Raw genomic sequence first — 26,316 nt, forward strand, 5'->3', positions numbered from 1 at the left:
GCGGCCGCGGCGCCGGGACGCTTGAGCCATGGACATCAACGAACACGGACACGTGATCGAGGTCACTGACCTGCGGCGTGTGTACGGGAGCGGGTTCGAGGCGGTGCGCGGAATCACCTTTTCCGTCGACCGCGGCGAGATCTTCGCGCTGCTCGGCACCAACGGCGCGGGCAAGACGTCGACCGTCGAACTGCTGGAAGGCCTCGCCCGGCCGGCCGGGGGCCGCGTGCGGGTGCTCGGGCACGATCCCCACGCCGAGCGGACCGCCGTACGACCGCGCGCCGGCGTGATGCTGCAGGAGGGCGGCTTTCCCTCCGAGCTGACCGTCGCGGAGACCGCGCGGATGTGGGCCGGATGCGTGAGCCGGGCGCGCCCGGAGAAGGAGGCGCTCGCGCTCGTCGGGCTCGGGCGGCGGGCCGACGTACGGGTGAAGCAGCTGTCCGGGGGCGAGCGGCGGCGCCTGGACCTCGCGCTCGCGCTGCTCGGCGAGCCCGAGGTGCTGTTCCTGGACGAGCCGACGACCGGGCTGGACGCCGAAGGGCGCCGGGACACCTGGGAGCTGGTGCGGGCGCTGCGCGACGCGGGCACGACCGTGCTGCTCACCACGCACTACCTGGAGGAGGCGGAGCAGCTCGCCGACCGGCTCGCGATCCTCCACGAGGGGCGCATCGCGGCGACCGGAACCCCGGCCGAGGTCACCGCCGGGCAACCGTCGCGGATCTCCTTCCGGCTGCCCGTCGGCTACTTCCTGGGGGATCTGCCGCCGCTCGGCGAGCTGGGGGTGTGCGGCCACGAGGTGGACGGGGATGTCGTACGCCTGCGAACCCGGGAACTCCAGCGCACGGCGACGGGTCTGCTGGTGTGGGCGGAGGGGGCGCGGGTGGAGCTGCGGGGGCTGGATGTGCGCTCGGCGTCGCTGGAGGAGGCGTTTCTGGGGATCGCTCGGGAGCAGGGGGTGGCGGCGTGAGCGGCGGAGTCGGGAGGGTGCGCGGGAGTGGGGGTTGGGGAGTGAGCGGCGGACTCGGGGGGCGCGCGGGAGCGGGGGTTGCGGAGTGAGCGGCGGACTCAGGGGGCGCGCGGGAGCAAGAGGTGGCGGCATGAGCGGAGTCGGGGGGCGCGCGGGAGTGGAGGGTCGCGGAGTGAGCGACTCGGAGGACGCGCGGGAGTGGAGGGGCGCGGAGTGAGCGGCATCGGGGGAGGCGTGGACGTGGGAGGTGGCGGGATGAGCGGGGTCGGGGAGCGGACGGGGGTCCGGGGTGGTCTGGGGCGTGGGGCGGCGGTCGGGCCGGGCGGGCGGCGGTTGCGGGCGTTGGCTCGGGCCGAGTTGACCTTGCTCGGGCGGAATCGGACCGCCGTGGTCACGGCGCTGCTGTTGCCGCTCGCGCTGCCGTTCAGCGTGCGGCCCGCCGTCGACAACATCGACCTCAAGGCGGAGGGGCTGAGCATCGGGACGGTGACGCTGACGGCGGCCATTGGGTTCTCGCTGCTCTTCGCCGTCTACAGCTCCCTGGTGAGCACCTTCGTCGCCCGCCGCGAGGAACTCGTCCTCAAACGGCTGCGCACCGGAGAGCTCGGCGACCCCGAGATCCTCGCCGGCACCGCGCTGCCCGCCATGGGCCTCGGCCTCGCGCAGACGGTCGTGCTCGCCGTGGGCTGCACGGTGCTCCTCGGCATCGGCGCGCCCCCGGCGCCGTATCTCACCGTCCTCGGTGTCCTGTTCGGCCTGGCGCTGTGCGCACTGCTCGCAGCCGTCACCGCATCCTTCACCCGCACCGTGGAGAGCGCCCAGGTCACCGCGCTGCCGCTGGTGCTCGTGTCGATGATGGGCTCCGGCATCGCGATCCCGTCGGAGGTCCTCCCCGACCGGCTCGCCTCCCTCTGCGAACTCCTCCCGCTCTCCCCCGCCGTCCGCCTCGTCCGGGGCGGCCTGACCGGACACCTCAGCGGTTACGACGCACTCGGCGCCGTCGGCATCGCGCTGGCCTGGACCGGGCTCGCGGTGTTTGCTGTGCGGAGGTGGTTCCGGTGGGAGCCGCGGCGGTAGGCGACGGGGGAGCGGTGTTCGGGCGGATCAGAGGGTGGCAGCGGCGGAACTGGCGGGAGTTGAGCAAGGCCCAGCGGGTCGAGCTGCAGTCCGTGGTCACCTGGTACGCCACCACCTGGTCGTTCTCGCTGTTCTGGCTGGCGCTGCCGCTCGTGGGCGGACTCCACCGCCAGCCCGCGGCACTGGTCGTCGGCGGACTGCTGCTCCTGGTCGGCGCCGCGCAGTGCGTGGAGGCCAACCGGCTCACCCGGCCCGTCCTCGACCACTACCTGGGCCGGGCCGAACTCCCACCCCGCGCCCTGCGCCCCGCCGCCGTCCTGCTCACCCTCGCCCTCACCCTGGCCACCACGCTGGCGGCCCTCGGCGGCACCGACGCGGTCACCGCCCGGCTCGCCATCGGCGCCTCACTGCTCCCCTTCGGGATGCTGTACGGGCTGGTCCCGCCGATGGGGGTGTTCCTGCGCCGGTCCGCTCTGCTCGCCGTGGCGCTGATGGCCGTCTTCGTCGCCGTCGACCCCGATCTCGCCGGGGTCGTCATGGTCGGGGTCATGGCCATGTTCGGGACCCTCTTCTCCCTGCTCGCCGGCCGCTGCGGCGCCTGGACGCTGTCCGTGCTGTGGGAGGCGGAACGCTCCCGCGAGGTCCAGGCGCGGCTCGCCGTCGCGGAGGAACGGCTGCGGTTCGGACGCGATCTGCACGACGTGATGGGCCGAAACCTCGCCGTGATCGCCCTGAAGAGCGAACTCGCCGTCCAGCTGGCACGCCGGGGGCGGCCCGAGGCGGTGGACCAGATGATCGAGGTACAACGGATCGCGCAGGAGTCGCAACGGGAGGTCCGGGAGGTCGTACGGGGGTATCGGGAGGCCGACCTGGGGGTCGAACTGGCCGGTGCGCAGGGGGTGTTGAGTGCGGCGGGGATTCGGTGCGGGGTCACGGGGGAGGCCGTGGGGCTGGGTGGGGAGGTGCAGTCCGTGCTGGGGTGGGTGGTGCGGGAGGCTACGACGAATGTGCTGCGGCATGGGGATGCGGTGCAATGTGACATATCACTGCACGTGCATCAAAACCGTGTGGTACTGACAGTGGAGAACGACGGCGCGACGAGCCCCTCCGGCGACGCCCGTTCCGGCCTCGCCGACTCCCGTCTCGCCGCCTCCGGTCTCGCCGGTTCCACTCTCGCCGGCTCCGGCCTAGCCGGTCTGCGGGAGCGGCTCTCTGCCGTCGGTGGGACCTTGGAGGCCGGGCCGGTCGGTGGGGACGGGTTCCGGGTTACGGCCGAGGTGCCGCTGAGCGTGAGAGAGGTCACGGCATGACGACGCCCGTACGGCTGCTCCTCGCCGACGACGAGCATCTGATCCGGGGCGCACTCGCCGCGCTGCTCGCGCTGGAGGACGACCTGGTGATCGTCGCCGAGGCGGCCACCGGACCCGAGGCGCTGGCGATGGCCCGGGCCCACGCACCCGACGTGGCGGTACTGGATCTCCAGATGCCGGGCGCGGACGGTGTGAAGGTCGCCACATCTCTGCGCGCCGAACTGCCCGGCTGCCAAATCCTGATCGTCACCAGTCACGGGCGCCCCGGCCACCTCAAGCGGGCGCTCGCGGCGGGAGTGCGCGGGTTCGTGCCCAAGACCGTCAGCGCGCAACGGCTCGCGGAGATCATCCGTACCGTGCACGCCGGACAGCGTTACGTGGACCCGGAGTTGGCGGCCGACGCGATCGCCTCCGGAGACTCCCCGCTGACCGCGCGGGAGGCCGAGGTGCTGGAACTCGCCGCCGACGGAGCACCCGTCGCGGAGATCGCCGAGCGGGCCGCGCTGTCCCAGGGGACCGTACGGAACTACCTGTCCTCGGCCGTCTCGAAGCTCGGGGCGGAGAACCGTCACTCCGCGGTGCGTCTCGCCCGCGAGCGAGGTTGGGTATAGTAGTCCTCGCGCTTCGGCGCAGTGCGAACGTAGCTCAGTTGGTAGAGCGCAACCTTGCCAAGGTTGAGGTCGCGAGTTCGAACCTCGTCGTTCGCTCCATGTGAAAGCCCCCGGTCTCCCGGGGGCTTTTCGCGTTACGACCAGCTCGTGCCCGTCAGACGCTCGTACGCCTCCACGTACTTCGCGCGCGTCCGGTCCACGATCTCCTGCGGCAGCGGCGGCGGGGGCTGCTCGCTCTTCCTGTCCCAGCCGGACTCCGGCGAGGTCAGCCAGTCCCGCACGAACTGCTTGTCGTACGACGGCTGCGCGCGCCCCGGCTGCCACTGGTCGGCCGGCCAGAAGCGGGAGGAGTCCGGGGTGAGGATCTCGTCCGCGAGGACCAGGGTGTCGCCGTCGAAGCCGAACTCGAACTTGGTGTCCGCGAGGATGATCCCGCGGTCCCGGGCGATGTCACGGCCCCGGGAGTAGACGGCGAGGGTGGCCTGGCGCAGCTGGGCGGCGGTGTCGGCGCCGACCTGGCGGGCGACCTCCTCGTAGGAGACGTTCTCGTCGTGCTCGCCGACCTCGGCCTTGGTGGCGGGGGTGAAGATCGGGGCGGGGAGTTCGCTGCCGTCGACCAGGCCCTCAGGGAGGGCGAGGCCGCAGACCGTGCGGGACTCGTTGTACTCCAGCAGGCCCGAGCCGGTGAGATAGCCGCGGGCGACCGCCTCCACCGGGACCATCTGCAGCGACTTGCAGACGAGGGTGCGGCCGGCCCAGTCGGCGGGGGCGCCTTCGGGCAGGTCGGTGCTGAGTACGTGGTTGGGGATCAGGTCGGCGATCTGGTCGAACCACCACAGGGAGAGCTGGGTGAGAACCCGGCCCTTGTCGGTGATCTCGGTCGGCAGCACCCAGTCGAAGGCGGAGATGCGGTCGCTGGCGACCATCACGAGGTCGCCGGCCTCGTTCTGGTACAGCTCGCGCACCTTGCCGGTGTGCAAGTGCACCAGGCCCGGAACCTGGATCGGCTCGGGCTTTTCTACGAATCCGGACACGGTTCCTCCCCGTGGTTCTGTCCAAGTGGCTCGATTCTCCCGTATGCGAGGGATCGCCCTTGGCTCGGGGTGGGCTTCATAGGGTGGGTGATCTGGGCGTACGTGAGTTCAGTCACGTTTGCAGATGCGGTCCAGGAGGTTGGCGGTGGCGCGCTGGACGCGGGTGTCGACGTGGCCCGGGCGGTCCAGTGAGGGCGACCAGGCGAAGGTCCCGGACGCGAAGACCAGGGCGCCGGACGGGGCTCGGTACAGGGACGTCTCCTGGTGGCGGAGGACGCCCTCGGCGTCGGTGTACGGGGAGTGCGCGAGCAGGATGCGGTCCTCGTGCTCCGGCAGCGGGGTGCGCGGGAAGTAGCGGTCCGCCTCACCCGCGACCAGACCCTCGATCTCGTCGCCCTCGTGCGCCCCGGTCGCCTCCCACAGCCAGTGGTCGGCGTTACGGACGATCAGGGGATGCGGCTCGGGGACCCTTCCGGCGTACTGGATGCCGACCAACTGCTGCTCGGGGCGGTCGATTTCGCGCCAGAGGACGGGACGGCCGGGGCCCTTGCGTTTTCGGCAGGTCAGGAGGCGGTCGGGGACGCCGGACGGGGACGGGCCCAACTCCACCTGCCAGTACATGGTGTTGGCCGAGAGGAAGACCAGCGACGTGCCGTGCTCGCGGGCGATCTCGCAGGTACGGCGCATGCCGGCCGACCAGTACTCGTCGTGTCCGGGGAAGACCAGGCCGCGGTAGCGGGTGGGGTCCACATGGCCCGCGTGCAGGTCGCGGGCGTCGGCGTAGGCGAGGTCGTAGCCGTAGCGCTCGGCCCAGCGGATGAAGTCGTAGGCGTGGCCGACGTGCATGGGCAGGCCCGCGCCGGCGTACGGGCGGTCGAAGGAGACGGTCGTCGCGGCGTCGGCCTCGCCGAGGAGCCGGCCGTCCTCGTCCCAGGCGTGGTAGAGGCTCGCGCCGGTGCGGCCGTCCTCCGGATAGAGGTTGTACGCCTGCCAGGTCACGTCGGGCAGCAGGAGCAGCAGGTCGGCGGGATGGTTGTCGCGGACCGTGAAGGGGATGTGGGAGCGGTAGCCGTCGGCGGTGGTGAGGACGGCGACGTACGCCCCGATGCTCCAGTAGCTCGGGATCTGCAGCCGCCAGGACAGCCACCAGTGGTGGCAGGAGACGGTGCGGTCCGCGGTGAGGGGCGGGGGCTGGACGATGCCGGAGAGGCGGGGGCTGGTGGTGATCTTCGAGGCGCCGTCGCCGCCGTAGTGGCCGATGCGGTAGATGTCGACGGCGAATTGCTGGGGCGGGTCGACCGTGACGTGGAAGTCGACGGCCTCGCCGGGGGCGACCGCGCCGGTGGAGATGAAGCCCTTGATCTGGCGGCCGACGTCGTCGGCGGAGCGGGGGCCTCCGGAGGCTCGGGGGGCGGGGACTCGGGGGGTGCCGGTGGAGGTCTGTTGGTGCGGTTGCTGGGTGCCGTCCACGTACCAGGGGACGACCTGGCCGGTGTCGCCGAAGTACGTCTCCGTGCCGCGGAGCCAGGGGACGGGGCCCTGGCCGAAGGGGTCGGTCACGGCGTGCGCCAGTGTTCCGGACTCCCAGCGGCGGATCTGGTCCGATCCCATGGTCGCTCCCCTCCCTCGTGCCCCCGTGGTCGCGTGTGGTGTGTCTGTCCTGTGCCGTAAGCCCTTGCCATGTGCGCGAACGGTCCCAGCACATCACATTACGCACGCGACTGGTCACACTTCGTTGCGAATTGGCCGAAAGTGGAACCGGGGGTTCCGGCATGGGGCATGGAACCGGCGTGGAACCGGCGTGGGATCACCATCGGGTCGGCATCGGGTCAGACGAGGCGGACCGGCTTCTCCGGGCGTATGCCGGTGTCGACGAGCCAGGCTCGGAGGGGGGCGGGGTCGCCGTCCTCGACGAGGCTGAGGACTCGGGGGGTGAGGTCGGCGGCTCGTTCGCCGTTGATGAGGAGGGAGGGGCCGTCGAGCCAGTCCAGGCCGGGGGTGGCGCCTGCGGTGTCCATGGCGGCGCAGCAGACCATCGCGGTGACGTGGTCGGTGAGCAACTCGCGGGCTGTGCGTGGGGGTTGGAGCGGGAAGAGGGGGAGGGGGGTGTCGTCCCAGAGGGCGGGGTCGGGGGCGGGGGGTGGAGTGCGGGGGGTGGCTTCCTCGCGGGCGAGCTCTGTGGTGAGGGCTGCGGCGAGGGTGGTGGCGCGTTCGTTCTCGGCTTCGCCTTCGAACGATTCGTTCCCACCCGCACCACCCGTGACAGTTTCGTCGTCGAGTGCGGGTGGCCCCTGTGGGGCGGATTCGCCGTCGGCGACTGCGGGCTCGGTCGACCGCGTCGCTCCGGGCTCGGTCGAGTGCGTCGCTCCGGGCTCATTCGCGTGCGTCGCTCGCGGCTCGTTCGAGTGCGTCGCTCGTGGCTCGTCCGCCGATTCGCCTGAGAGCTCCTGCGCCGACGCGGTTGCGGGCTGATTCGCCGACTCGGCTGAGAGCCCGTCCGCCGGCGCGGCTGTGGGCCGGTTCGCCGGCGCGGTTGCGGGCCGGTTCGCCGATTCGGCTGTGCGCTCGGCTGCCGGCTCAGCTGGGTGTTCCGCCGTCGGCTCAGCTGAGAGCTTCTCCGTCGGCGCGGCTGTAAGCCCCTTCGCCGGCGTGGCTGGGACCTGCTCCGTCGGCGCGGCTGTGCGTTCTTCCTGGGGTGTCGTCAAGTGGTCCAGGATTCGGGACAGGGTGGGGGCGTCGGCGTCTGGGGTTGTGGGGGTTGGCTTGCGGGCTGTGGACAGGGTGTTGAGGACCTTGTGGAGGCGGGCCGCGTCCGTGCGCCATTTGCGGTCCACCACTTCTTCCGGATACTCCTGCCAGTCCACCGGGGCCCAGTCCGGGCCCGGTTCCGCGGGGCCGCCGTGGAAGAGGCGGGCGGCCAGCAGGGACGCTGCCTCGTCGATCGCGCCGGGTTCCTCCAAGAGGTCGCAGGCCGGGCGTTCGCCGAGGCGGGACGCGAAGCCCTCGGCCAGGCGGTCGCGGCGGGAGAGCTCGGTGAGGGCCGCCACCACACCCGCGTCCAGACGGGAGGGCCAGCGGCCCATTCGCCACGCGGGGAGTGCCACTCGGGTCAGGAGCCGGTCCCAGCCGGCGTAGGCCAGACCCACCTGTTCCTGAGCGACGATGCGCAGGCCGTAGTCCACAGCCTGTGCACGCTCCGCCGCCGCTGCCGCGACCCCGCGCTCCATCAGCGCCGCGTGCTCCCGGCAGCCGCGCAGGAGCAGCCGGGCCACCGCGCCGATCCCCGCGCAGACCGCACGGGTCAGCGGGCAGCGGCCCGGCGTCGAGGCGACGGCCACCGCGGCGTCCAGGCCCCGTACGAAACGACGGGCCGCGGCTATGTCCGGGTGCGCCGAAGGTCCCGTACCGGCGACGACCGGGGCGAGGACCGCGCGCAGCTCGCCGACGCGCATCCACCACAGGAACGGGGAGCCGATGACGAGCACCGGGGCGGCGGGGCCGCGGCGGTGCGGGGCGTGGGCGCCCGCTATCTCGTCGTGGCGGTCCTCCGCCGGGGGCGGACCGTGCGCCGGGTGGGTGCGGTCCTCCAGCCAGCTGTCGCAGTCGGGGGTCAGGGCTATCGCGGAGGGCGCGGGGACGTCCAGGCGGTCCGCGAGGTCACGCACCATGCGGTACAGGTCCGGGGCGGACTCCTCCGCGATCGGGACCGTCGGGCTCACGGCCGGGCGGGCCCGCGCGACGACCAGGGCGATGGCACCGGCGGCGAGCAGCACGAGTGCGGCGACGGGGGTCATGACCCACCGGGCGGCATGCCAGAACGGGCCCACCAGATGTCCGGTGGAACCGCCCGCCAGCAAGATCACGGCGGCCGCCGCGGGCAGCAGCGCCACGGCCAGCGCGCGGCTGCGGATGCGCAGCACGGCGAGGGCCCTGGAGCGCGCGGCCTGCGCGCCCGCCTCCACTCCCATACCGGTACCGGTCACGACCGGTCCTCACCCCCTCCCCAGCTGTGCCGACTGCCTGGCTGTCCTGGCGTTGCTCACTCCCCCACTGTGGCACCCGCCACTGACATCGCAATGCCGGTGGGCCAAGTGCCGGAACGCTTGCGCCGCACCCTAGTTGGGGTCCGGGGCCTCGTCAGCCGGATGGGGGAGCGCTCACTCGATGGAATGGCTTTGGTCAGAGGTGGATGACGGACTGCGATGATCAGGCCTCTGTTTTTGACTCCGGTTATAAGAGGTCGGCACGGCATTCGGTACGACACTCGGTGGGGCACTCGGTGGGCATTCAGCCCAGCGATCGGCACGGCAACGGGCCCCGCATCCGAAGACGGCTGCGGGACCCGTGCGGTTCATTCGTGCGGGTATACGCCGCGATGGGCTTGCGCCAGGTCAGGCGTCCGCCTCGCGTGCCGCCTTCGCGGCGATGTCCGTGCGGTGCTGGGAGCCGTCGAGGCGGATGCGGGCCACCGCCTTGTACGCGCGGTCGCGGGCCTGGGTGAGGTCCTTGCCGGTCGCCGTGACGGACAGGACGCGGCCGCCGGCGCTGACGATCGCGTCGCCGTCCTTCTTGGTACCGGCGTGCAGCACGTACGCGTGCGGGGCGTCCTCGGCGGCCACCTCGTCGAGGCCGGTGATCGGGTCGCCGGTGCGCGGGGTGCCGGGGTAGTTGTGCGAGGCGACGACCACGGTGACCGCGGCGTCGTCGCTCCAGCGCAGGGGCGGCAGGTCCGCGAGGTCGCCGGTGGCGGCCGCCAGCAGCACGCCGGCCAGCGGGGTCTTCAGACGGGCCAGCACGACCTGGGTCTCCGGGTCGCCGAAGCGGGCGTTGAACTCGATGACCCGTACGCCTCGGGAAGTGATCGCGAGACCGGCGTAGAGGAGACCGGAGAACGGGGTGCCGCGGCGGCGCATCTCGTCGACCGTCGGCTGCAGGACGGTGTCGAGGACCTCCTGGACGAGCTTCGGGTCGGCCCAGGGAAGCGGGGAGTACGCGCCCATGCCGCCGGTGTTCGGGCCCTCGTCGCCGTCGAGGGCGCGCTTGAAGTCCTGGGCGGGCTGGAGCGGGACGACCGTCTCGCCGTCGGTGATGGCGAAGAGGGAGACCTCGGGGCCGTCGAGGAACTCCTCGATGACGACGCGCTCGCAGGAGTTCGCGTGCGCCCGCGCCACGTCGAGGTCGGACGTCACCACGACGCCCTTGCCGGCCGCGAGGCCATCGTCCTTGACGACGTAAGGGGCGCCGAAGGCGTCCAGGGCCTCCTCGACCTCGTCGGGGTTTGTGCATACGTACGAACGTGCGGTGGGGACCCCGGCCCCCGCCATCACGTCCTTGGCGAAGGCCTTCGAGCCCTCGATCTGCGCGGCGTCCCCGCCCGGCCCGAAGACCGGGATCCCCGCCTCGCGCACGGCGTCGGCGACCCCCGCGACGAGCGGAGCCTCCGGGCCCACGACCACGAGGTCGGCCTGGACCTGCCTGGCCAGCGCGGATACGGCCGTGCCGTCGAGGGCGTCGACCTGGTGCAGCTCGGCCACCTCGGCGATGCCCGCGTTGCCGGGGGCACAGTGCAGGGCGGTGACGGCGGGGTCGAGGGAGAGGGAACGGCACAGGGCGTGTTCGCGGGCGCCGTTTCCGATGACGAGGACCTTCACGGGGTCAGCGTAGCCGGGTGGCTGTCCTGGAGGTTCCTCCAAGGGGTGCTCCGCCCGGCATTGCCCTGCGTTGCCTACTCGTTCGTGAACTCCTCCATCACCGTCGCCCCGAGCTCCCGCACGATCAACTCGTGGCCGGAGAGGGCCGATTCGTTGAGGTCGGGGTCGTCGTCCTCCGGGATGTCGTCCTCGATGGAGACAGGGGGCGTGGGGTCGGGGGCGGCGGGCTGGGGCGCGGGCGTGGGAGTCGGCGCCGGGGTGGTGGGGGGCGTCGGGGTCGACGGGGTCGGCTGCGGGGGCGCCGGACGCTGTGGGGCGGCCGTACCACCGGCGCCGTAGCCGCCCGCGTTGCCGCCTCCGCCGTAACCACCGGCACTGCCCGCGCCGCCGTAGCCGCCGGGGGCTGCGCCGCCTCCGCCGTTGAAGCCGGGCGTGCCGCCGGTCGGGGCCGGGGCCGAGCCGCCCGACGGGTCGACGATCGCCTCGATCTTCCACTGGACGTTGAACTGCTCGGCCAGCGCCTGTCGCAGGACGTCCTCGCTGCCGCTGCTCGCGAAGTTGTCCCGGGCGCCCGCGTTCACGAAGCCCAGCTGGAGGGTGGTGCCGTCGAAGCCGGCCACCTGGGCGTTCTGGCTGAGCAGGATCCAGGTGAAGCGGCGGCGGTTCTTGACCGCTTCCAGGATGTTCGGCCACAGCATGCGGGGGTCGAGGCCGCCGCTCGGGGGAGCGTAGGGCGCCGGGGTCGAGGCGGGGGGTGGGGGTGCGGCGGCCGGGGGGGAAGCCGGTGCCGGAGTCGAGGGAGTGGTGGGGGTGGTGGGGGTGGGGGCCGATGAGGGCTGTCCGCCGCCCGCCGGGGCAGCCGTCGGCCAGCCGCCCGGGCGTCGGCCGCTGCCTGCGGTGGCGGCGGTGGGCCAGGCGCCGGGGGCGGAGGCCGGGGGCGCTGCGGCCGGGGGGGCGGACGGAGGTGGGGGAGGCGACTGGGGCTGCTGGGGCGGTTGGGCGGCGGGGGCAGCAGGGGGCATGGAGGGAGCGGCAGCCGCGGCAGCGGGGTCTGCTGCGGGCGGTGAGTGAGGCGCGGGCGGCGCTGGTGTCGGTCCGCCCGGCGCGCTCGGCGAGCCCGAAGCCCGTACCGCCGCTCGTGCCGCGGCCGGACCGCCGCCGGGCGGAACCGGCGCTCCACCGAACTCACCACCAGCAGCGGGCCCACCACCGACAGGACCACCGCTGGACGCACCCGGCACCGCTCCCCCACCCGCATGCGCCTCGGGTCCCGGCACATACCCCATCGCGGGCATGCCGCCGCCCGCGGAGAAGTTCACGCCCCGTTCGAGGCGGTCCAGGCGGGCCATCACGGATCGCTCGTCGCCGTATGCGGCCGGGAGCATCACGCGGGCGCAGATCAGTTCCAGCTGGAGGCGGGGTGAGTTGGCGCCGCGCATCTCGGTCAGGCCCTCGTTGACCAGGTCGGCGGCGCGGCTGAGCTCGGCGGCGCCGAAGATGCCGGCCTGGGCCTGCATCCGCTCGATGACGTCGGCGGGGGCGTCGATGAGCCCCTTCTCGGCGGCGTCGGGAACGGCGGCGAGGATGACCAGATCCCGCAACCGCTCCAGCAGGTCGGCGACGAAGCGGCGCGGGTCGTTGCCGCCCTCGATGACGCGGTCGACGACCTCGAAGGCGGCGGCGCCGTCGCCGGTGGCGAAGGCCTCGACGACGGAGTCGAGGAGCGAGCCGTCGGTGTAGCCGAGGAGGGAGGTGGCCATGGCATACGTCACACCCTCCTCGCGCGCACCGGCGAGGAGCTGGTCCATGACGGACATGGAGTCACGCACGGAGCCCTGCCCGGCCCGGACGACGAGCGGCAGCACGCCGTCCTCGACGGGGATGTTCTCCTTGCCGCAGACCTCTCCGAGGTAGTCGCGCAGGGTGCCGGGCGGAACGAGCCGGAAGGGGTAGTGATGGGTCCGCGAGCGGATGGTCCCGATGACCTTCTCGGGCTCGGTCGTGGCGAAGATGAACTTGAGGTGCTCCGGAGGCTCCTCGACGACCTTCAGCAGCGCGTTGAAACCGGCCGACGTGACCATGTGGGCCTCGTCGATGATGTAGATCTTGTAGCGGCTGGCGGCGGGTCCGAAGAAGGCCTTCTCGCGCAGCTCACGGGCGTCGTCGACACCACCGTGCGAAGCGGCGTCGATCTCGATGACGTCGATGGAACCCGGGCCGTTCCTGGCGAGGTCCTGGCAGGACTGGCACTCCCCGCACGGGGTCGGCGTCGGCCCCTGCTCGCAGTTCAGACACCGGGCAAGGATCCGCGCGCTGGTGGTCTTCCCGCACCCACGCGGACCGCTGAACAGGTACGCGTGATTGACCCGGTTGTTCCGCAGCGCCTGCTGCAGCGGGTCGGTGACATGCTCCTGCCCGATGACCTCGGCGAACGACTCCGGGCGATAGCGGCGGTACAGCGCGAGAGACGACACGCATACGAGGTTATAGGCGCCCACTGACAACGAGGTCCCGCGCACGGGCTCCACACCCACCCGCACCGCGAACACAAGCGCCCCCCACGCACCCGCCAGAGCCAACCTACCCTTGCTGCCTTCCGGCCCTGGGGGAGTTCAGTCAGATAGCGCCGCGTGAGGGGCTCCGCAAAGAGTACCCGACGTCAGCGGGTGGGAACGAGTTCGCGAGCACTCCTCTCGGTCATGTAATGTTTCCGGCGGAGGATTCGCCTAGAGGCCTAGGGCGCACGCTTGGAAAGCGTGTTGGGGGCAACCCCTCACGAGTTCGAATCTCGTATCCTCCGCCAGCTCAGAGGCTCGGACCATGATCATGGTCCGAGCCTCTGGCGTTTGTCCGTCTCAGTTTCCGTCTCAGTCAGCCTCTGCGGAGTACCAACCGGGGGCGCTCTCCTTTGTGACGACCGGTTCCGCCCAGGCCGCGACCGCGAGGACGTCCCGCTTCACCATGTGCCCATCGACAACCTCGTAAAGCAGCCGCCGCACTCTCGGCCCGAGCCGGATCACGTACCGAACACCCTCGACGTCCACCGCGCCGATTTCACCCCGGTCGCTGTCGGCGGCGAACCCTTCAGCTTCGACCACCTGCCAGCCAGCCTTCGAGGCGAGATACACCCAGGTACCGAACGCACGTTCGTGATCCGAGTAGGGCGTCACGCCACCCACGCGCGCGATGATCTCGACAGGGTCCATCCGCTTGTCCATGGTTCCTCCCCCGGCTGTCCCCTTCCGAACGGGAGACAGGCGATCCCGGATCATGGCAGATGCCGTCCATCGGCACCCCAAAGGGCCTCTCCGACCTGCTGAGCGGTCCTTTTCAACACTGTCCCGGTGACATGCATGTACCGGGCCCGCATACGGGCCGCTCCCCCAGGCTCCCACCCCATGATCGCGTCGACCACGACGTCCGGGACGCCGAGAATCAGAAGCACGGTCGCGGCGGTGTGGCGAGCGTCATGGAGACGGCCGTCTCGTACGCCCGCGTTTTTGAGGAGCTTCTTCCAGATGTGGAAGTCAGTGTTGGGGCTGAGCGGGCCGCCGGTCGGGGAGGCGAAGACGTATCCCTTGGTCTCCCAGTCGGTACCGGCCTCGATCCGTTCCTTCTCCTGTATCTCCTGGTGCTGACGGAGGAGCTTGATCAGCGGGTCGGGGAGGCCGATCGTGCGACGCCCGGCGCGGGACTTGGTGGACTTGTGCTCTCGGCGGGTCTGTTGCTTCTGAGGGCAGTAGCCGGCCTTCCGGCCGCACGGGTTGTCTCCGCAGCCGTGGGCGTACTTGGGGCGGAGACGGTTTTTCCGGATGCGGACGTATCCCGCGTCCAGGTCGACGTCTTCCCAGTGGAGTCCGAGCGCCTCCCCTTGGCGGAGGCCGAGCGCCAGGGCAACGACCCATCGCGCACTGTTGCGGAGCTTGGCGGCCTCGACGAGGAGGCTCTGTACCTCCTCGATCGTGAACGGCTCGATGTCCTCTTCTTCGAGACGCGGAGCCTTGGCGATCTCGGCCACGTTCGTGGCGACGTGTCCACGCCGCATGGCCTCACCGAGGGCGACTCGGATCGTCCGGTGAGCGTGGTGAGCGGTGCCGGCGGCGCTCCCCGATTCCTGCATCTTCCGGTAGAAGCGCTCCAGGTGTTCGGGCTCCAGCTTGTCGAGCTTGTGAGCGGCCAGGCCGGGCACGAGATGAACGCGCACGTCGACTTCGTACCCGTCATACGTGTTCTCCGAGACGTACGGCTTGGCGATGTTCTCGACCCAGTGCTCAAGCCAGGCTTTGACCGTCCAGCTCTGCCCCGGCTTCCTGAGCTTCTTCTCATCCCGCGCCCGCTCCATCGCGCGGACAGCCTTGGTCACCTCCGTCTTTGTCTTGCGCTCGATGTGGCGGCGGTCAGGTGTGCCGTCGTCTTTGACGCCGACCGTCACGCGTCCGTGCCATTTGCCGTCCTTGCCGAGGTAGATGGAGGACGCTCCGTTGGGCTGGCGACTGCGCTTCTTCTCTGCCATGCCGTCCTCCCTCAGGCCGCTTCGGCGGAGCGGTGACGGAGCTTGGATACGTAGGCGGGCACGGCGTCGGCGGGGACTCTGCGCAGTCGGCCGACCATGACGGATTCGATCTCTCCTGCGCGTACGAGCCGGAAGCACGTCGTACGGCCGATGCGGAGCCGTCGTGCCGTCTCCTCCACGGTCAGGAGGACCAAGGAAGGGTCAGGGGTCTCCTGCACGCTCGACAGGGTTCGGGGCTCAGCCATTTGTGGGTTCTCCTTCCGTTCCGGGGGCGGGTTCGAGGGACGCGGACAGCCAGGCTTCGGTAGGTGACAGGCCAGTTCCGGCGAAGACCCAGTGGGCGAGGACGTACGTCGTGTCGGTCGCACGGTCGTTCGCTGCGGTGGCTTGTGCTCGGCGCCATTCGGCGCGGGCGTCGCGGAGGGCTCCGAGGGTGGTGGAGTAGCGGCGGGACTTCGTGGAGAAGTGGCCGCGGAAGCCGAGCATGTGAGCCCAGGCGCGCAGGCGGAGGTGTTCGAGGTCCTTGCGGGCGCCGAGAGTCCAGGCGGTTCGGATCAGGCGACGGGCGTGGTCGCTGATGTCGAGCTGGGCGAGTTCGGCGGCGAACTTCAATGGGCGGTCGAGAGTTCCCGTCGCGGTCTCGGCGCCCTTGGTTGCGTACTTGGCGATGTACGCGGCGACGGCTCGCTCGGTGAGTTCCTGGCCGTCATTGAAGTCGGCGGAGCGGATGGTGCGGACGTCGAGCTGGCGGCCGAAGGTGAAGGTGTGGGCACGGCCGTCGAGGGTCGGACCCTCGACGCGGACTTTGCGCGCGGCGGCGCGGATGGCGTCGGTCAGCAGTTCGGCGGTGGCCCAGGGCGGGGGTGGGGTGTCTCCCCCTCCGGGGCCGTCGATGCGGATCACGGCGTGGAAGTGAACGGCGCCGCGCTTCTGGTACTCGGCGACCTTGGCGAAGGACACGCGCGCGTGGTCGCGGAACCGGCGCTGTGACAGGCCTGCGCGCTTGGCGACCTCTCGGCGCAGGTAGACCGAGAAGCGCCGCCAGAGGGCGCCCGCATGGGCGTTCCAGAGCACGGCCGCTTCGTAGTCGTAGGTGTCCGGATCGAGCGGGGTGCCGAGGACGTCGTCCTCCTGGTCGTGCTGGACGCCGCAGCGGCAAGTACGGCCGGAGGAGGGGCGGTTGTGGACCGGGCCGAAGCTCGGGGCGGTGAAGGTGGCGAACACGCGAGGGTGAGTGGCGACGTGTTCCGGGGTGCCCTTGCCGCCGCGCAGCCCGGCAGTGATCAGGTGGAAGGTGTCGCGGCGGTAGACCTCCGCACAGGCCGGGCAGCGGGTGGTGCGGCGGTTGTTGCAGCGGACCAGGAGTTGGCCGGCCGGAAGGTCGGTCGAGTCAAGGTGGCGGAGTACGGCGCCGACCTCACCAGTCGTGGTGTCGACGTCGTACTCGGTGCGGTGGCCGTCGAGGCGGATCGGGTGCGTGCAGCCGCCAAGGGTGGAGAGCTGGCAGAGGATACCCGGGAGCGTGCCGTGTGCGGCCAGGTTCGCGACTTCCGGGAGTGGGGCCGGTGTGGTGCGGGTGAAGATGGCGGTTCTCCTTCTGGCTTGCTCGGTCGGGAGGAACAGGCCCCGGGGCGGCGTAATGCTTGGTCGTGTGCCGCCGCCCCGGTGGCCGGAGGGAGCGGGTTCAGCGCCGGTTGTGGTCGCGGAGCAGGGAACGCAGGGCGACTGCGGCCACGGCTACGGAGATGGCCGTGACGGCGACGGCGGCCAGGAGCGCGGTGAGGACGACTCCGCCGACGAGCACGACCGCGATCGTGTTCTTGTCGATCGAGACCGCCGGGAGTGCGCGCTGTACGGGCGCCGGGTTGGTCGTGGTCGGGGTGTGAGTGTGCGTGGGCGGCGGGGTGGGGTTGTCGGGGTACTTGGGCAGGAACACAGTCGGGAACTCCTTATCTACTCGTCTAGTCGTGTGAGCCGTTTATGACGTCCACGCCCGAGCGCGTGCCGGACTCGATCGCGGGCGCCATGAAGGTGTGGGAGAGCCAGAAGCCGAACACGGCGATCAGGACGACGACCCAGGTGCGGACGCCGAGGAACTTGACCGCTCCCCAGGCGAAGAGGCCGAGGACGAACACGAGCGGGAGGCTGACGGTCACGGGGTATCTGGGTCCTTTCAGCGGACGGGGCAGCGGTGGGTGCGGGCGGCCAGTTCGGCGGCGGCGCGGCTGTCGTAGTCGGCGGAGAAGCCGCAGCGCGGGGCGGTGCAGGCGGCAGTGTGCTTCTCGCGGCCCCGGTTGTCGTAGGCGGTGGCGACCTGGACGGGGCCGATGCGGGTGACGTTGCGGAAGCGGCGGTTGGCGCTCACGTGGGTCTCCTTCAGAGCTGGGCGGCGATGGCTTCGGCCATGGGGGCGGGAACGCCCAGGCGGGCGCGGAGGGTTCGGGTGTCGATCGGGGTCCCGGTGCGGGTGTGGTGTTCGGCGGCGACCTTGCGGGCGTGGTCGACCAGGGCGGCCGGGACCGGGATGAGTGGGGTTGGCGGGGGCGACTCGATGGCGGGTTGGGCAAGGGGTTCGGGTGTGGCTTCGAGCCCCTCCTCCTGGCCGTCGATGAGTTCCGCGCCGATCTCGTCGGTGGCTGTTTTCGGCGCCGAGTGGGCGAGGAGGGTCCCGCCGAGGAAGGCGACCGCAGGCCAGCCCGCGACGAGGATGCGTAGCCAGGCCGGCACGTCGTTCATGTCGAGTAGTCCGGCGGTGGCGACATTGGCGCCGAGCGATGCGGTGAGCGCGATGGCGAACCAGCACCAGGGCGCCGCTTTGCCCGTACCGGAGCGCAGCCGACGCCATGCGGCGACGAGCAGCAGGTCGACGCTGATCGGGTAGGCCCATGCCTTCCAGTCGGTCTGTCCGGCCGCCGAAGCCAGGTCGTGCAGGTGGGCGAAGGACAGGGCTCCGGCGATCACGGCCTGTACGAGGACGGCGTCCGGTCGGATCGAGCGGGGCATGTCTTCACCTCCTTGTCTGGGGTTCAGGCCGCGTAGGGGCGGCCGTTGGCCATCGCGATGGCGTCGAGGACCAGGCGAAGGTTCGTCGCATCCAGGCCGGTGACGGCGTCGCCGAGGCGGACCGGGGCGTCGGAGGCAAGGGACGCGGCGAGGCCGAGGATGCGCAGTTCACTGCCTGTGGCGGGGAGGGCGAGGTCGTTGACCGCGGTGGCGATGGCCGGCCAGTCGAGGTCGTAGACCTCGTGGGTGTCCTCGTCGGCGGCGAACAGGTCCGTTCGCTTGGCGAGGCGGGCGAGCCAGACGCCGTGCTCGGACAACAGGTCGACCGCGGCCTTCATCCGCAGGTTGCCGTCAGCGGTCTGCCGGAGAACGGCCTCAAGGTCGTGACCGGTCCAGGGCTCATCGGCATGCCAGGGGCAGTCGCGTTCGTCGTGATCGGGGCCGGTTTCCTGGCCGTCCAGGTCGCCGCAGTGTTCGCAGAGCATCGGGATCCTTCCTGTTGTGGGCATGGGAGGGGTAGGGACATGGCGTGAAGCGGTCACGCCGACCGGGGTGAGGGCGTTAGGTCAGTCCGTCACCGGGCGCGGCTTGACGACCGGGGCCGGGATTTCGACCGGCCGTAGGGGCACGTCCGGGCGGAAGGGCTTGAGCGCGGGCAGCTCGGGGACCAGGTGAGCGGCGTCGCGGCAGGTCTCGGCGGCGTCGCCGAGGGAGAGGTAGGGGGTGCGGATGCGGGACCAGCCGCCGGAGGTGTCACCGGCGACGGCGAGACCGGGCCGCTCGGGGGCGATGGCGCAGGCTGCCATGACCGCTTCGGGTGCGATGTCGCCCAGCGCCATCTTGGCGGAGGCTTCGTCGTTGACGCGGTGGCAGACGCGACCGGTGAGCTGGGCGCGGAGCATGGTGGCGCCCTTACCGAGTTCGGCGCCGAAGCGCTGCCCGCAGACTTCCAGGTAGATGCCGGCGGCGCGACCGAGCTGGGCGAGACGGATGAGCTGAGTGACCATCTCGTCGCGCCGTTCCTCGTCCTTGCGGGTGGCGACGAGGAAGAGTTCGGCGACCTCGTCGACGAACAGCACGATCGGAGTGGGCTGTTGGTGCTCGGGCAGGCCCCAGATGTCGGAGGTGATCTCCTCGTCCGGGGTGTCCGGGGCGATGCCCTGCCGGGCCTTGATCAGGTCGTATCGGTCCTCCATCTCCTTGACGAGCACGGGTAGCAGCTCGGCCGCCTGCTCCGGGTCGGTGGCAAGTGCCGAGAGCCGGGCCGTGAACGGGGCCAGCTCGACCCCGCGCTTGCAGTCGATGCCGACCAGGGCAACCGGCTGGGTGGCGAGACCGGTGATGAGGTGGCGCAGGTACATGGACTTGCCGGACAGGGTTGCGCCGAGGGTGAGTTGGTGCGGGATGGTGCGGTAGTCGCGTACGAAGGGCATGGCGTCCTCCCGCAGCGCGACCGGCACCTTGAGGAAGCCACCAGCGGCCTTGCGCGGCATCCGCACCTTGCGCAGGACGTCGTATCCGACGAGCCGCAGTTCGACGACACCGGGCTTGACGGTGGTGACGTAGACGGCGTGAACGCCCCAGGCATGCCGCAGCCGTTCGGCCGAGGCGGCGACGTCAGCGGGTTCCTGCCCCGGCGCGAGCCGGAGCCGGATGCGCAGCCCGGTCGAGGTGGGCCGGAGAAGGCCCCGGCGCGGCGGAACCGGCCGGACCTCGCGGTTGGTGGTGGCCTTGACGGCGAGAACCCGCAGCCGGGAAGGCGCCACCGTCAGCCCGCAGGCCTCCATGACGGAGCCGTACGAGCCGAGCAGCCGGGCCGTGGATATCGGCAGGCCGACCGTGGACCAATAGAGAGCCGGGTGCTTGGCCCGGGTGTAGGCGGCCCCGCCACCGAGCGCGGCGAGGGGACCACCCACCTCCAGAAGTGTCGTCAGGTCGGACATCAGGCGGCGGCCCCCGCAGCGGCCGGGAACGCGGCCGGGGTGACGGCGGCGGCGCGGAAGGCGATGCCGTGCCGCTTCTGCCCGTTGAACACGGACTCCCACGGCCGGGCGACCAGCCCCGGCAGCGAGACCGGCGCCCCGAGGTTCAGCCCCTCGGCGACCCCGCTCTCCGGAACGGTGACCTTGATGAGCGACGACTCGCCGTCCTCGATGTGGACGACGCCGATCGTCATCAGCGCCTCACCGCTGACGGCATCCTTCGCGATCTCGCCCGTCTGACGGTCGCGGACCTTGGGCTCGGGAGCTTCGGTCAGCAGGATCGTCGCGGCCGAGGTCTCAACACGGATGGTACGCAAGGCAGTTTCCCTATCTACTCGTCTATACATGCAGCGGCCTGCGAACCCGGTTACCGGGAACGCGTGGACCACCTTGCCACACAACTTGCCCACTCGTCTATACGAGTATGCATGTTGGGGTGTACGAGTTCGGGAGAACGGCCCCGCGCACCACCGCAAACCATGACGATCAGGTCGCCGGAAGCTGGTACGACAGCACGTACGCGTCCGCCGCCATGACGGTGTCGCAGACTTCGACGGCCCGCCCCTCGGTGTCGAAGGCGGTCCGGATCAGGTGGATGACCGGCACGCCGGAGGCCAGCCGGAGCGTCTTCACCTCGGCGGGCGAGGGCATCCGGGCCCGGATCTCCTCCTCGAAGTGGTTGAGGCGGTGGCCGAGTTCTTCGAGGCGGGCATAGATGCCGCCAGGACCAGGGTTGGGTTCGGCGATCTGCGTGCCGCGGGCGATGTCGAGGGGCAGGTAGGAGGTGGCGAACTCGACCGGCCGCCCGTCTAGCAGATACCGCCGCCGACGAGCCAGCACCCGCCGCACGGACCCCAGTCGGGCGGAGACGTCCGTACTGGCCTTCTCTTCCTTGACCTCAAGGCTGTCGACCTGGGGGTGACTGCCGGCGGCGTCGGCCTCCACGATGAACGCGGACTTCCCCTGCTCCCGATGACGGCGCGCGAACCGGTCCGAAGCGAGCCGCCGCACGGGCGGCCGGGGCCGCACGAAGACGCCCTTGCCGTGCTCGGCGTGCACGAGCCCTTCCCCCTGAAGGATGGAGAAGGAGTTTCGCACGGTCATACGGGATACCCCGTAATGCTCGACGAGGTCGGCTTCCGAGGGCAGCTTGTCGCCCTCGTGGAATCGCCCGCGGTCGATAGCCTCGCGCAGCTGGTCGGCGATCTGCCTGAAGACCGCACGATCACTCGTGGGGTCCAGGTCGCCGAGGAGGCCGGAAGGAAGAGGGCTCACGTTGAGTACTCCTTTAGGTATCTAGACGTGTGGGCGAGTCTTGTTGCTACGGTGGAGAGCCTAGCCAGCCGAGAGGGCCGAGGAACATGAGCACGGACCGTCCGCACTCCGTGAGCGTCGCCGGAGTCATCGTCGACGCCCAGGGCCGCGCTCTCCTGATCAAGCGCCGCGACAACGGCAAGTGGGAACCCCCGGGCGGCGTCCTCGAACGCGAGGAAACCATCCCCGAGGCCCTGCAACGCGAAGTCCTCGAAGAAACCGGTATCAAGATCGCGCTCCCGGCGACCCTGACCGGCGTCTACAAGAACATGACGGGCCTGATCGTCTCGTTGGTCTTCCGCTGCCAGGCCGCCGACGGCACACCGACCACCGGCGACGAGACCCGCGCCCTGCGCTGGGCCACCCGCGAAGAAGTCTCCGAACTCGCCGACGAGGCGTACGCGATCCGCGTCATCGATGCACTCGACGCGGCGTCCCCGCCGGCCATCCGCGCCCACGACGGCGTGAAACTCGTCTAGCCCGAACCCGCTGCACATGGCGGCCTACCAGCATGAAGGAACTTGTATGCACGAGTATACGAGTACAGCCCGGGCCTGGGGGCTCACTTGCCCAGGATTCCCGGAAGAGGTCAGCCGGGCCCGCCGCTGGACCCGCGACATCCTGCGCGGCTCACCCCTCGCCGAGGACGCGGAACTGATCGTGAGCGAGCTGAGCGCGAACGCGATCCTGCACACGGCCAGCGGCCGGGACTCGGGCAGCTTCCACCTGGCTCTGGCGGTCTCCCCGCAGGTCATTGCCCTGTCGGTGACGGACGGCGGCGGCGCCGGCACAGCTCCGAAGGTCGAGCACCAGGACCAGGAGGCCGAGCACGGCCGAGGTCTGGGCATGGTCAGCGCCATCGCGCACCGGGTCGTGGTCCACGAGAGCGACGGCGGCCACACCGTCACCGCGGAACTCTTCACGGGCACCCGAGTGGGAGGCCACCTGTGGTGACCACCGAGACACGTCGCGGCTACTGGTGCGAGTGCTGGACCCAAGACCCTGCCGAGCCGGAACGACAGACGCTCCACGCTTCCTTCGACGCCTACTCAGCCGCCCAGGCAGACAGATGGGTCGCGGTCGCACTGCGCACGATCTCTCCGGCGCTCGACGCCGGAGCCTCCGACGACGCATGGAGCTGGCTGTACCAGGGCCGCATAGCAACACGGCAGGCCCTTCTGCGCAGACAGCCCTGCCGGGTCTCAGTTATGCACGGCACCACCCGCATCACATGGACCATCCGACCGGTGATCTTCCTGATGCTCGCTCACCGCCAAGGCGCCGAACTCCCGTCCTGCGTTGACGACTTCAAGCCCCACGCGTCCGACTGAGTTACAACTTTCTCTACTGGTTCAAGGCGGCTCGCTCCGCTCCCCGCGCGCGGCCCGGCCCCCGGCCGGGCCTGCGCTCCTGTCTCCGCCCCGCTCCAGCCCGGGCGGCGCCCGTGCCGCGCGCACAGCGATCAGCCGCTTGCCGCGAGAACGGGTACGTGGTGGCTGGGGCGGTCGGCTCCACGGCTTTAGCCACCTCCCCGGTCAGGGTCCCGCGTCGAGCAAGACCAGGGGGCCACTCGTACACATTGCGGTCAGGCCCAAAGCCTGCCCGAGTTGCCAGCCAGCGTACGGCCCCCTGATCATGCTCGACCCCAGACCGGGCAGGCCACCGGCCAAACCCGCTACGCCAACCTCATCCTCTCCCTGCGACAGCCGTGGGCCTTGCATCCACCTTCTGATGATCGAGCCCAACCTTGCCCCGAGACGGAGATCGTCCGTCGAGTCATGTCCACGGCATCCGGTCGAGCGTCACGCAGGCTCGTCGGTACTAAATGGGATCCGGAGGAGGCTCCATGAAGTTCAGCGAGCACTACACCCTTGAGGGGGATTACTGGAAAGACTCACTTGCCGTCACCGATTTCTGCGCTGGAAGCACGGACCGCGTTTCCCTGCGCATTGGGTGAACCATGCCAGGGCAGTTTCCGGGTACTGCGAAGTGGCACGACATTGCTTGCTGGCTGCACGTACTGCGTACGCGCCAATTGTTGCAGTTCTGGATCATGAGTGGAAGAACGTAGCGTCAAGAGAAACGGACTGTGATGCTCGTAGATGCACACAGCCTGTCCCGGTTCGATACGACGCAGTGGATACCTACCTGATGCACCGCCTCCAAGCCCTGGGATTATTTCCCCTCCAAGAAGGTCCCCAAGCAGTTGCGAAGTCCGCGGATCCCGGTTACCGGGAAGCAGCAGAAGCGCAGAATGATTGTTCGCGATGGTCAGCGCATCAGATTCTCCGTAAATTGCGATCATCTGCGAAAGGTCATGGAAAACGGTCACCATTTGAATTCCGGTACCTGCTGCGGTCGTGGCCAATGTGGCCAGGTCTCGAAGCGGTGCAATGTTCCCGGCCTCGTCCAGGAGAAGGAGCAGGGGCGAAGTCGGCTGCCCTGCGGCTTCACGCGCGTATGCCTCTCGAAGGATACGGCGAATTAAAGTGGTGAACAACGGAGCGAAACGCCGTTGCTCATCCGGCGGAGCGCAGATATAGAGCGTATTGTCACCTCCGTCAAAGAATTCCCCTATATCCAGGCCACCACTCGTAGAGTCCGCTACCGACTGATAGTCGAACACCGCCAGGCTAGACATAAGCGTCCCGTAGATACTGGAGAGGGTTCTGTTCTCCAGGGATACCATTCCCTCGAAAGCCTGACTGGCTTCTGCATTATTGGCCGCTTGGAGCAGGGACCGCACCTCGAACTCTTCCTGCGACTTAACCCAGCGAATCACATCTGTCATAGAGTAATCGTTAACGGCAGCGGCGAAGAGTAAGGGGGTGAGAAGTTGCGACGCCATACCGTACCAGAATTCACCTTCACGCATGCTCAGGTAGCCACCTTCAGTCAGCGCCCTACTCGTGGCCATGGCTCCATCCCAAGTGGAGCAGTCATCAAGGGGATTCCAGCCTGTAACAGGCCCCTCTCGTTGCAGCCTTCCGGCTGGCTCATAGACATAGACTCGACCAGCCGAGCTGCGGCGCTCGAAGCTCCCAAACAGGACGTCAGTGCGTACGGATGTTACAACCGCCGTACCTTTCCATTCCAAGAGTGTCGGAATAACCATGCTGGTTGTCTTTCGGCTTCGCTGTGGACCGATAACCAATACGGGGCGCATTGGTGCTGCAGCGAATGTCTTCCGGGACTCACCGTGCTGGCCGAGGCCGAGAATAACGCGACCAGGCGCGGCTGATGGCACCTGAAGTTCCTTGATCACACTTTGAGGTATCATTCCGGACCTTTCCGAGAATCGAGCGCCGTTGGATTGACGGAGTAGCGGATCACGATGCGATGCCCTTCGCATCATCGCCGCCGAATTCCCGGGTGCGAGAGGACCTCACGCCGGTGAGCAAATGCGTAACTTTGGTACCTTCTTCCGCGACCTGCGGGTATTTCCGGGCCGCTTCACCAGAAAGGATTGATTGCAGCCCATTGCGCTCGACGGATCGGACAAGCGAAAGAAGAGCTTCATCGCGCCCTGATGCCGCACGATTATTTAGGATTGCGCGAAAGACCTCATTGCGTCGCGCCGGAATAAGCACTTCCAAGGCAGCCAGGCTTCGCACTAGCAGCTTTGAATTCATTCCATCGCCTGCACGATACATACTTTCCTTGAGGGCGTCATGACATGCCGCACTGATTTCACCAAGGTTAGGGTATCGCATGGCGATTTGCAGAAAATGGTCGCCGTCATCCTTCAACAAGCTGCGATATATCTTGATGCGGTCCATACTGGACCTGTATTCGAACTCCTCGCTGATGGGCTGGCTTCGGTAAACGTGCAAGCCTCGGCCGAAGCTCGACATGGTTGCCCTGAATATCCTCCGCTTCAGGGCATTGATGTCGTGCAGATCCTTTGCGGCGATGGTTCGACCACGATAATCTCGAAAGGCCGCCAAGTGATCATATTCGCTTGACTCCATACGTGCAAAGAAAAGCGCGGCGTGCACCAGCTCATCGCCGTCCCATTTGAAGTCTGTGTTCCAATTCTCGGCAGACTGCAAAAGACGTCGATAGTTGTCGACCTTGCGAGTAGGGTTACTCAGCGCATCCCCCATGTATAAACTTATCAATAGGGCCTTAGGTTTCCAGTAGAGGTTCAACCCAAGAGCCCTAAAAGACTTGGTTGCTTTGACTTCCTCAGAACCGTACTCTAGCGACATCGATGCTGCGATGAACTCTTCGGCAGTCGACGCGAGCTTGATGGCCTTGGCGTAACTGTTCGCATTCTCAGCGCCGGAACAGTACTCGGTAATGATGCCGAAATTTGTGCGCATATTGTTCGGGATGGACGCCTTGTTTCCGTCTGTGCTGAGAAATATTGCAGCGGTGCCGCCGCATTGGGCGTTTATCTTCTTCTCGACCCTGTGAAGGCTGGACTTGACAGTCTCGATGGTGCGGGAACTGGGTTTGCTGCCTGAAGGCAGACCTGTGAGCGAGTCAAGCGTGATCCACTGACCATCGTAATGCTGCGAGGGGTCACCTGGTATGTGCTCCAAGAGGACACCGGCGGCCAGTTCCCGAAGGGTTGCCCTTTCACTGAACTGAAGCTCGAGCGGAACCTGTCGTTCCTCTCTGTTCACCCTTCGGCAAACGACGATCTTTCCGTCGTTGGGGGGCATGAGTCCAACGTGAACCGTGAGCCGCGCGGGCTGGTCCATTGCTGCCTCCTGAAGGATCCGTACCGTGCGATCCTTCCCGCCACTTTTAGACGCCACACAGACCTACCGTGCTGATTTATGCGGTGTGATTCCGGGCTTAGTTAGGCAAAAAATACGAGCACGCATTTTCGTAGATCGCCGTGCG

The 26,316-nt window shown here is 69.1% G+C and carries 26 protein-coding genes, 2 tRNA genes and 1 other RNA gene; 9 read left to right on the forward strand and 20 right to left on the reverse strand.

Annotation, left to right across the window (positions count from 1 at the left end):
- Positions 1-28: 28 nt before the first annotated feature.
- From MQP27_RS25940 to MQP27_RS25960, 5 genes are all read left to right on the forward strand, one after another.
- Positions 29-967: an ABC transporter ATP-binding protein gene (locus MQP27_RS25940; protein ID WP_242767979.1), complete on the forward strand. Its 939-nt coding sequence runs from the start codon at positions 29-31 to the stop codon at positions 965-967.
- A gap of 255 nt (positions 968-1,222) precedes the next feature.
- Positions 1,223-2,044: an ABC transporter permease gene (locus tag MQP27_RS25945; protein WP_242767980.1), complete on the forward strand. Its 822-nt coding sequence runs from the start codon at positions 1,223-1,225 to the stop codon at positions 2,042-2,044.
- Positions 2,026-3,354 (forward strand): sensor histidine kinase, encoded by a 1,329-nt coding sequence (locus MQP27_RS25950; RefSeq protein ID WP_242767982.1) that lies wholly within the window; start codon positions 2,026-2,028, stop codon positions 3,352-3,354. The genes MQP27_RS25945 and MQP27_RS25950 overlap by 19 nt, the downstream gene beginning before the upstream one ends.
- Positions 3,351-3,965 carry a response regulator transcription factor gene (locus tag MQP27_RS25955; RefSeq protein WP_242767984.1) on the forward strand — a complete coding sequence of 205 codons (615 nt, stop codon included), beginning with the start codon at positions 3,351-3,353 and terminating at the stop codon, positions 3,963-3,965. Before MQP27_RS25950 ends, MQP27_RS25955 begins: the two co-directional genes overlap by 4 nt.
- A gap of 23 nt (positions 3,966-3,988) precedes the next feature.
- Positions 3,989-4,064, forward strand: a tRNA-Gly gene (locus tag MQP27_RS25960).
- 35 nt (positions 4,065-4,099) lie between these two features.
- Here MQP27_RS25960 and MQP27_RS25965 read toward each other — a convergent pair.
- From MQP27_RS25965 to ffs, 6 genes are all read right to left on the reverse strand, one after another.
- Positions 4,100-4,999: a phosphoribosylaminoimidazolesuccinocarboxamide synthase gene (locus tag MQP27_RS25965; RefSeq protein WP_242767986.1), complete on the reverse strand. Its 900-nt coding sequence runs from the start codon at positions 4,997-4,999 to the stop codon at positions 4,100-4,102.
- A gap of 108 nt (positions 5,000-5,107) precedes the next feature.
- On the reverse strand, positions 5,108-6,610 hold the full coding sequence (locus tag MQP27_RS25970) for a N,N-dimethylformamidase beta subunit family domain-containing protein (RefSeq protein ID WP_242767988.1): 1,503 nt from the start codon (positions 6,608-6,610) through the stop codon (positions 5,108-5,110).
- A gap of 218 nt (positions 6,611-6,828) precedes the next feature.
- The gene (locus tag MQP27_RS25975; protein ID WP_242768758.1) at positions 6,829-8,967 is read right to left on the reverse strand and encodes a M48 family metalloprotease; all 2,139 of its coding nucleotides are present in this window, start codon (positions 8,965-8,967) and stop codon (positions 6,829-6,831) included.
- 423 nt (positions 8,968-9,390) lie between these two features.
- Positions 9,391-10,650: a phosphoribosylamine--glycine ligase gene (purD, locus tag MQP27_RS25980; RefSeq protein ID WP_242767995.1), complete on the reverse strand. Its 1,260-nt coding sequence runs from the start codon at positions 10,648-10,650 to the stop codon at positions 9,391-9,393.
- A gap of 74 nt (positions 10,651-10,724) precedes the next feature.
- Complete coding sequence (locus MQP27_RS25985; protein WP_242767997.1) at positions 10,725-13,124, reverse strand: DNA polymerase III subunit gamma and tau; 2,400 nt, start codon at positions 13,122-13,124, stop codon at positions 10,725-10,727.
- Between the two features lie 70 nt (positions 13,125-13,194).
- An RNA gene (gene ffs, locus MQP27_RS25990) (signal recognition particle sRNA small type) lies at positions 13,195-13,293 on the reverse strand.
- A gap of 72 nt (positions 13,294-13,365) precedes the next feature.
- Between ffs and MQP27_RS25995 the strand changes: the two genes are divergently transcribed.
- Positions 13,366-13,453: transfer RNA gene (locus tag MQP27_RS25995), tRNA-Ser, on the forward strand.
- Between the two features lie 64 nt (positions 13,454-13,517).
- Here MQP27_RS25995 and MQP27_RS26000 read toward each other — a convergent pair.
- The 12 genes from MQP27_RS26000 to MQP27_RS26055 all read right to left on the reverse strand — a co-directional run bounded on the left by MQP27_RS26000 (position 13,518) and on the right by MQP27_RS26055 (position 21,423).
- Positions 13,518-13,868, reverse strand: coding sequence for a hypothetical protein (locus tag MQP27_RS26000; protein WP_242767999.1), 351 nt, complete (start codon positions 13,866-13,868; stop codon positions 13,518-13,520).
- Between the two features lie 50 nt (positions 13,869-13,918).
- Positions 13,919-15,163 carry a tyrosine-type recombinase/integrase gene (locus tag MQP27_RS26005; protein WP_242768001.1) on the reverse strand — a complete coding sequence of 415 codons (1,245 nt, stop codon included), beginning with the start codon at positions 15,161-15,163 and terminating at the stop codon, positions 13,919-13,921.
- A gap of 11 nt (positions 15,164-15,174) precedes the next feature.
- Positions 15,175-15,408: an excisionase family DNA-binding protein gene (locus MQP27_RS26010; RefSeq protein ID WP_242768003.1), complete on the reverse strand. Its 234-nt coding sequence runs from the start codon at positions 15,406-15,408 to the stop codon at positions 15,175-15,177.
- On the reverse strand, positions 15,401-16,702 hold the full coding sequence (locus MQP27_RS26015) for a replication initiator (protein WP_242768759.1): 1,302 nt from the start codon (positions 16,700-16,702) through the stop codon (positions 15,401-15,403). Before MQP27_RS26015 ends, MQP27_RS26010 begins: the two co-directional genes overlap by 8 nt.
- 145 nt (positions 16,703-16,847) lie before the next feature.
- Positions 16,848-17,099, reverse strand: coding sequence for a SpdD protein (locus MQP27_RS26020; RefSeq protein WP_242768005.1), 252 nt, complete (start codon positions 17,097-17,099; stop codon positions 16,848-16,850).
- Between the two features lie 25 nt (positions 17,100-17,124).
- Positions 17,125-17,319 (reverse strand): hypothetical protein, encoded by a 195-nt coding sequence (locus MQP27_RS26025; protein ID WP_242768007.1) that lies wholly within the window; start codon positions 17,317-17,319, stop codon positions 17,125-17,127.
- A 17-nt stretch (positions 17,320-17,336) separates the two neighbouring features.
- Positions 17,337-17,528, reverse strand: coding sequence for a mobile element transfer protein (locus MQP27_RS26030; RefSeq protein ID WP_242768008.1), 192 nt, complete (start codon positions 17,526-17,528; stop codon positions 17,337-17,339).
- 11 nt (positions 17,529-17,539) lie between these two features.
- Positions 17,540-18,166 carry a DUF2637 domain-containing protein gene (locus MQP27_RS26035; protein ID WP_242768010.1) on the reverse strand — a complete coding sequence of 209 codons (627 nt, stop codon included), beginning with the start codon at positions 18,164-18,166 and terminating at the stop codon, positions 17,540-17,542.
- A gap of 23 nt (positions 18,167-18,189) precedes the next feature.
- Positions 18,190-18,651 (reverse strand): hypothetical protein, encoded by a 462-nt coding sequence (locus MQP27_RS26040; protein WP_242768012.1) that lies wholly within the window; start codon positions 18,649-18,651, stop codon positions 18,190-18,192.
- Positions 18,652-18,732: 81 nt separating this feature from the next.
- On the reverse strand, positions 18,733-20,109 hold the full coding sequence (locus MQP27_RS26045) for an FtsK/SpoIIIE domain-containing protein (RefSeq protein WP_242768014.1): 1,377 nt from the start codon (positions 20,107-20,109) through the stop codon (positions 18,733-18,735).
- A complete protein-coding gene (locus MQP27_RS26050) occupies positions 20,109-20,465 on the reverse strand; it encodes an SCO3933 family regulatory protein (protein WP_242768016.1) in 357 nt (118 codons plus the stop codon). The genes MQP27_RS26045 and MQP27_RS26050 overlap by 1 nt, the downstream gene beginning before the upstream one ends.
- Before the next feature lie 169 nt (positions 20,466-20,634).
- Positions 20,635-21,423, reverse strand: a complete 789-nt coding sequence (locus MQP27_RS26055) for a GntR family transcriptional regulator (RefSeq protein WP_242768018.1) — start codon at positions 21,421-21,423, stop codon at positions 20,635-20,637.
- 86 nt (positions 21,424-21,509) lie between these two features.
- Between MQP27_RS26055 and MQP27_RS26060 the strand changes: the two genes are divergently transcribed.
- Genes MQP27_RS26060 through MQP27_RS26070 form a run of 3 tightly spaced genes read left to right on the forward strand, consistent with a single transcriptional unit; the run spans position 21,510 to position 22,793 of the window.
- On the forward strand, positions 21,510-21,941 hold the full coding sequence (locus MQP27_RS26060) for an NUDIX hydrolase (protein ID WP_242768020.1): 432 nt from the start codon (positions 21,510-21,512) through the stop codon (positions 21,939-21,941).
- 46 nt (positions 21,942-21,987) lie between these two features.
- Positions 21,988-22,416 carry an ATP-binding protein gene (locus MQP27_RS26065; RefSeq protein WP_242768022.1) on the forward strand — a complete coding sequence of 143 codons (429 nt, stop codon included), beginning with the start codon at positions 21,988-21,990 and terminating at the stop codon, positions 22,414-22,416.
- Entirely contained in the window at positions 22,413-22,793 is a 381-nt protein-coding gene (locus MQP27_RS26070; protein ID WP_372511311.1) for a hypothetical protein, read from the forward strand. The genes MQP27_RS26065 and MQP27_RS26070 overlap by 4 nt, the downstream gene beginning before the upstream one ends.
- 563 nt (positions 22,794-23,356) lie before the next feature.
- Here MQP27_RS26070 and MQP27_RS26075 read toward each other — a convergent pair.
- A complete protein-coding gene (locus MQP27_RS26075; protein WP_308289991.1) occupies positions 23,357-24,817 on the reverse strand; it encodes a type IV secretory system conjugative DNA transfer family protein in 1,461 nt (486 codons plus the stop codon).
- Entirely contained in the window at positions 24,792-26,171 is a 1,380-nt protein-coding gene (locus MQP27_RS26080) for a hypothetical protein (RefSeq protein ID WP_242768026.1), read from the reverse strand. The genes MQP27_RS26075 and MQP27_RS26080 overlap by 26 nt, the downstream gene beginning before the upstream one ends.
- Positions 26,172-26,316: the final 145 nt, after the last annotated feature.

The organism is Streptomyces cylindrosporus (assembly GCF_022698165.1).
GTDB lineage: Bacteria > Actinomycetota > Actinomycetes > Streptomycetales > Streptomycetaceae > Streptomyces > Streptomyces cylindrosporus.

Excerpts from the sequence above, each read along its gene's own strand:
- MQP27_RS26075 (WP_308289991.1), bottom strand. The coding sequence starts at position 24,817 with ATGATGCGAAGGGCATCGCATCGTGATCCGCTACTCCGTCAATCCAAC.
- MQP27_RS25945 (WP_242767980.1), top strand. The coding sequence starts at position 1,223 with ATGAGCGGGGTCGGGGAGCGGACGGGGGTCCGGGGTGGTCTGGGGCGT.
- MQP27_RS26065 (WP_242768022.1), top strand. The coding sequence starts at position 21,988 with ATGCACGAGTATACGAGTACAGCCCGGGCCTGGGGGCTCACTTGCCCA.
- MQP27_RS26005 (WP_242768001.1), bottom strand. The coding sequence starts at position 15,163 with ATGGCAGAGAAGAAGCGCAGTCGCCAGCCCAACGGAGCGTCCTCCATC.
- MQP27_RS25955 (WP_242767984.1), top strand. The coding sequence starts at position 3,351 with ATGACGACGCCCGTACGGCTGCTCCTCGCCGACGACGAGCATCTGATC.
- MQP27_RS26045 (WP_242768014.1), bottom strand. The coding sequence starts at position 20,109 with ATGTCCGACCTGACGACACTTCTGGAGGTGGGTGGTCCCCTCGCCGCG.
- MQP27_RS25970 (WP_242767988.1), bottom strand. The coding sequence starts at position 6,610 with ATGGGATCGGACCAGATCCGCCGCTGGGAGTCCGGAACACTGGCGCAC.
- MQP27_RS26080 (WP_242768026.1), bottom strand. The coding sequence starts at position 26,171 with ATGGACCAGCCCGCGCGGCTCACGGTTCACGTTGGACTCATGCCCCCC.
- MQP27_RS26060 (WP_242768020.1), top strand. The coding sequence starts at position 21,510 with ATGAGCACGGACCGTCCGCACTCCGTGAGCGTCGCCGGAGTCATCGTC.
- MQP27_RS26035 (WP_242768010.1), bottom strand. The coding sequence starts at position 18,166 with ATGCCCCGCTCGATCCGACCGGACGCCGTCCTCGTACAGGCCGTGATC.
- MQP27_RS26040 (WP_242768012.1), bottom strand. The coding sequence starts at position 18,651 with ATGCTCTGCGAACACTGCGGCGACCTGGACGGCCAGGAAACCGGCCCC.
- MQP27_RS25975 (WP_242768758.1), bottom strand. The coding sequence starts at position 8,967 with ATGGGAGTGGAGGCGGGCGCGCAGGCCGCGCGCTCCAGGGCCCTCGCC.
- MQP27_RS26000 (WP_242767999.1), bottom strand. The coding sequence starts at position 13,868 with ATGGACAAGCGGATGGACCCTGTCGAGATCATCGCGCGCGTGGGTGGC.
- MQP27_RS25940 (WP_242767979.1), top strand. The coding sequence starts at position 29 with ATGGACATCAACGAACACGGACACGTGATCGAGGTCACTGACCTGCGG.
- MQP27_RS26010 (WP_242768003.1), bottom strand. The coding sequence starts at position 15,408 with ATGGCTGAGCCCCGAACCCTGTCGAGCGTGCAGGAGACCCCTGACCCT.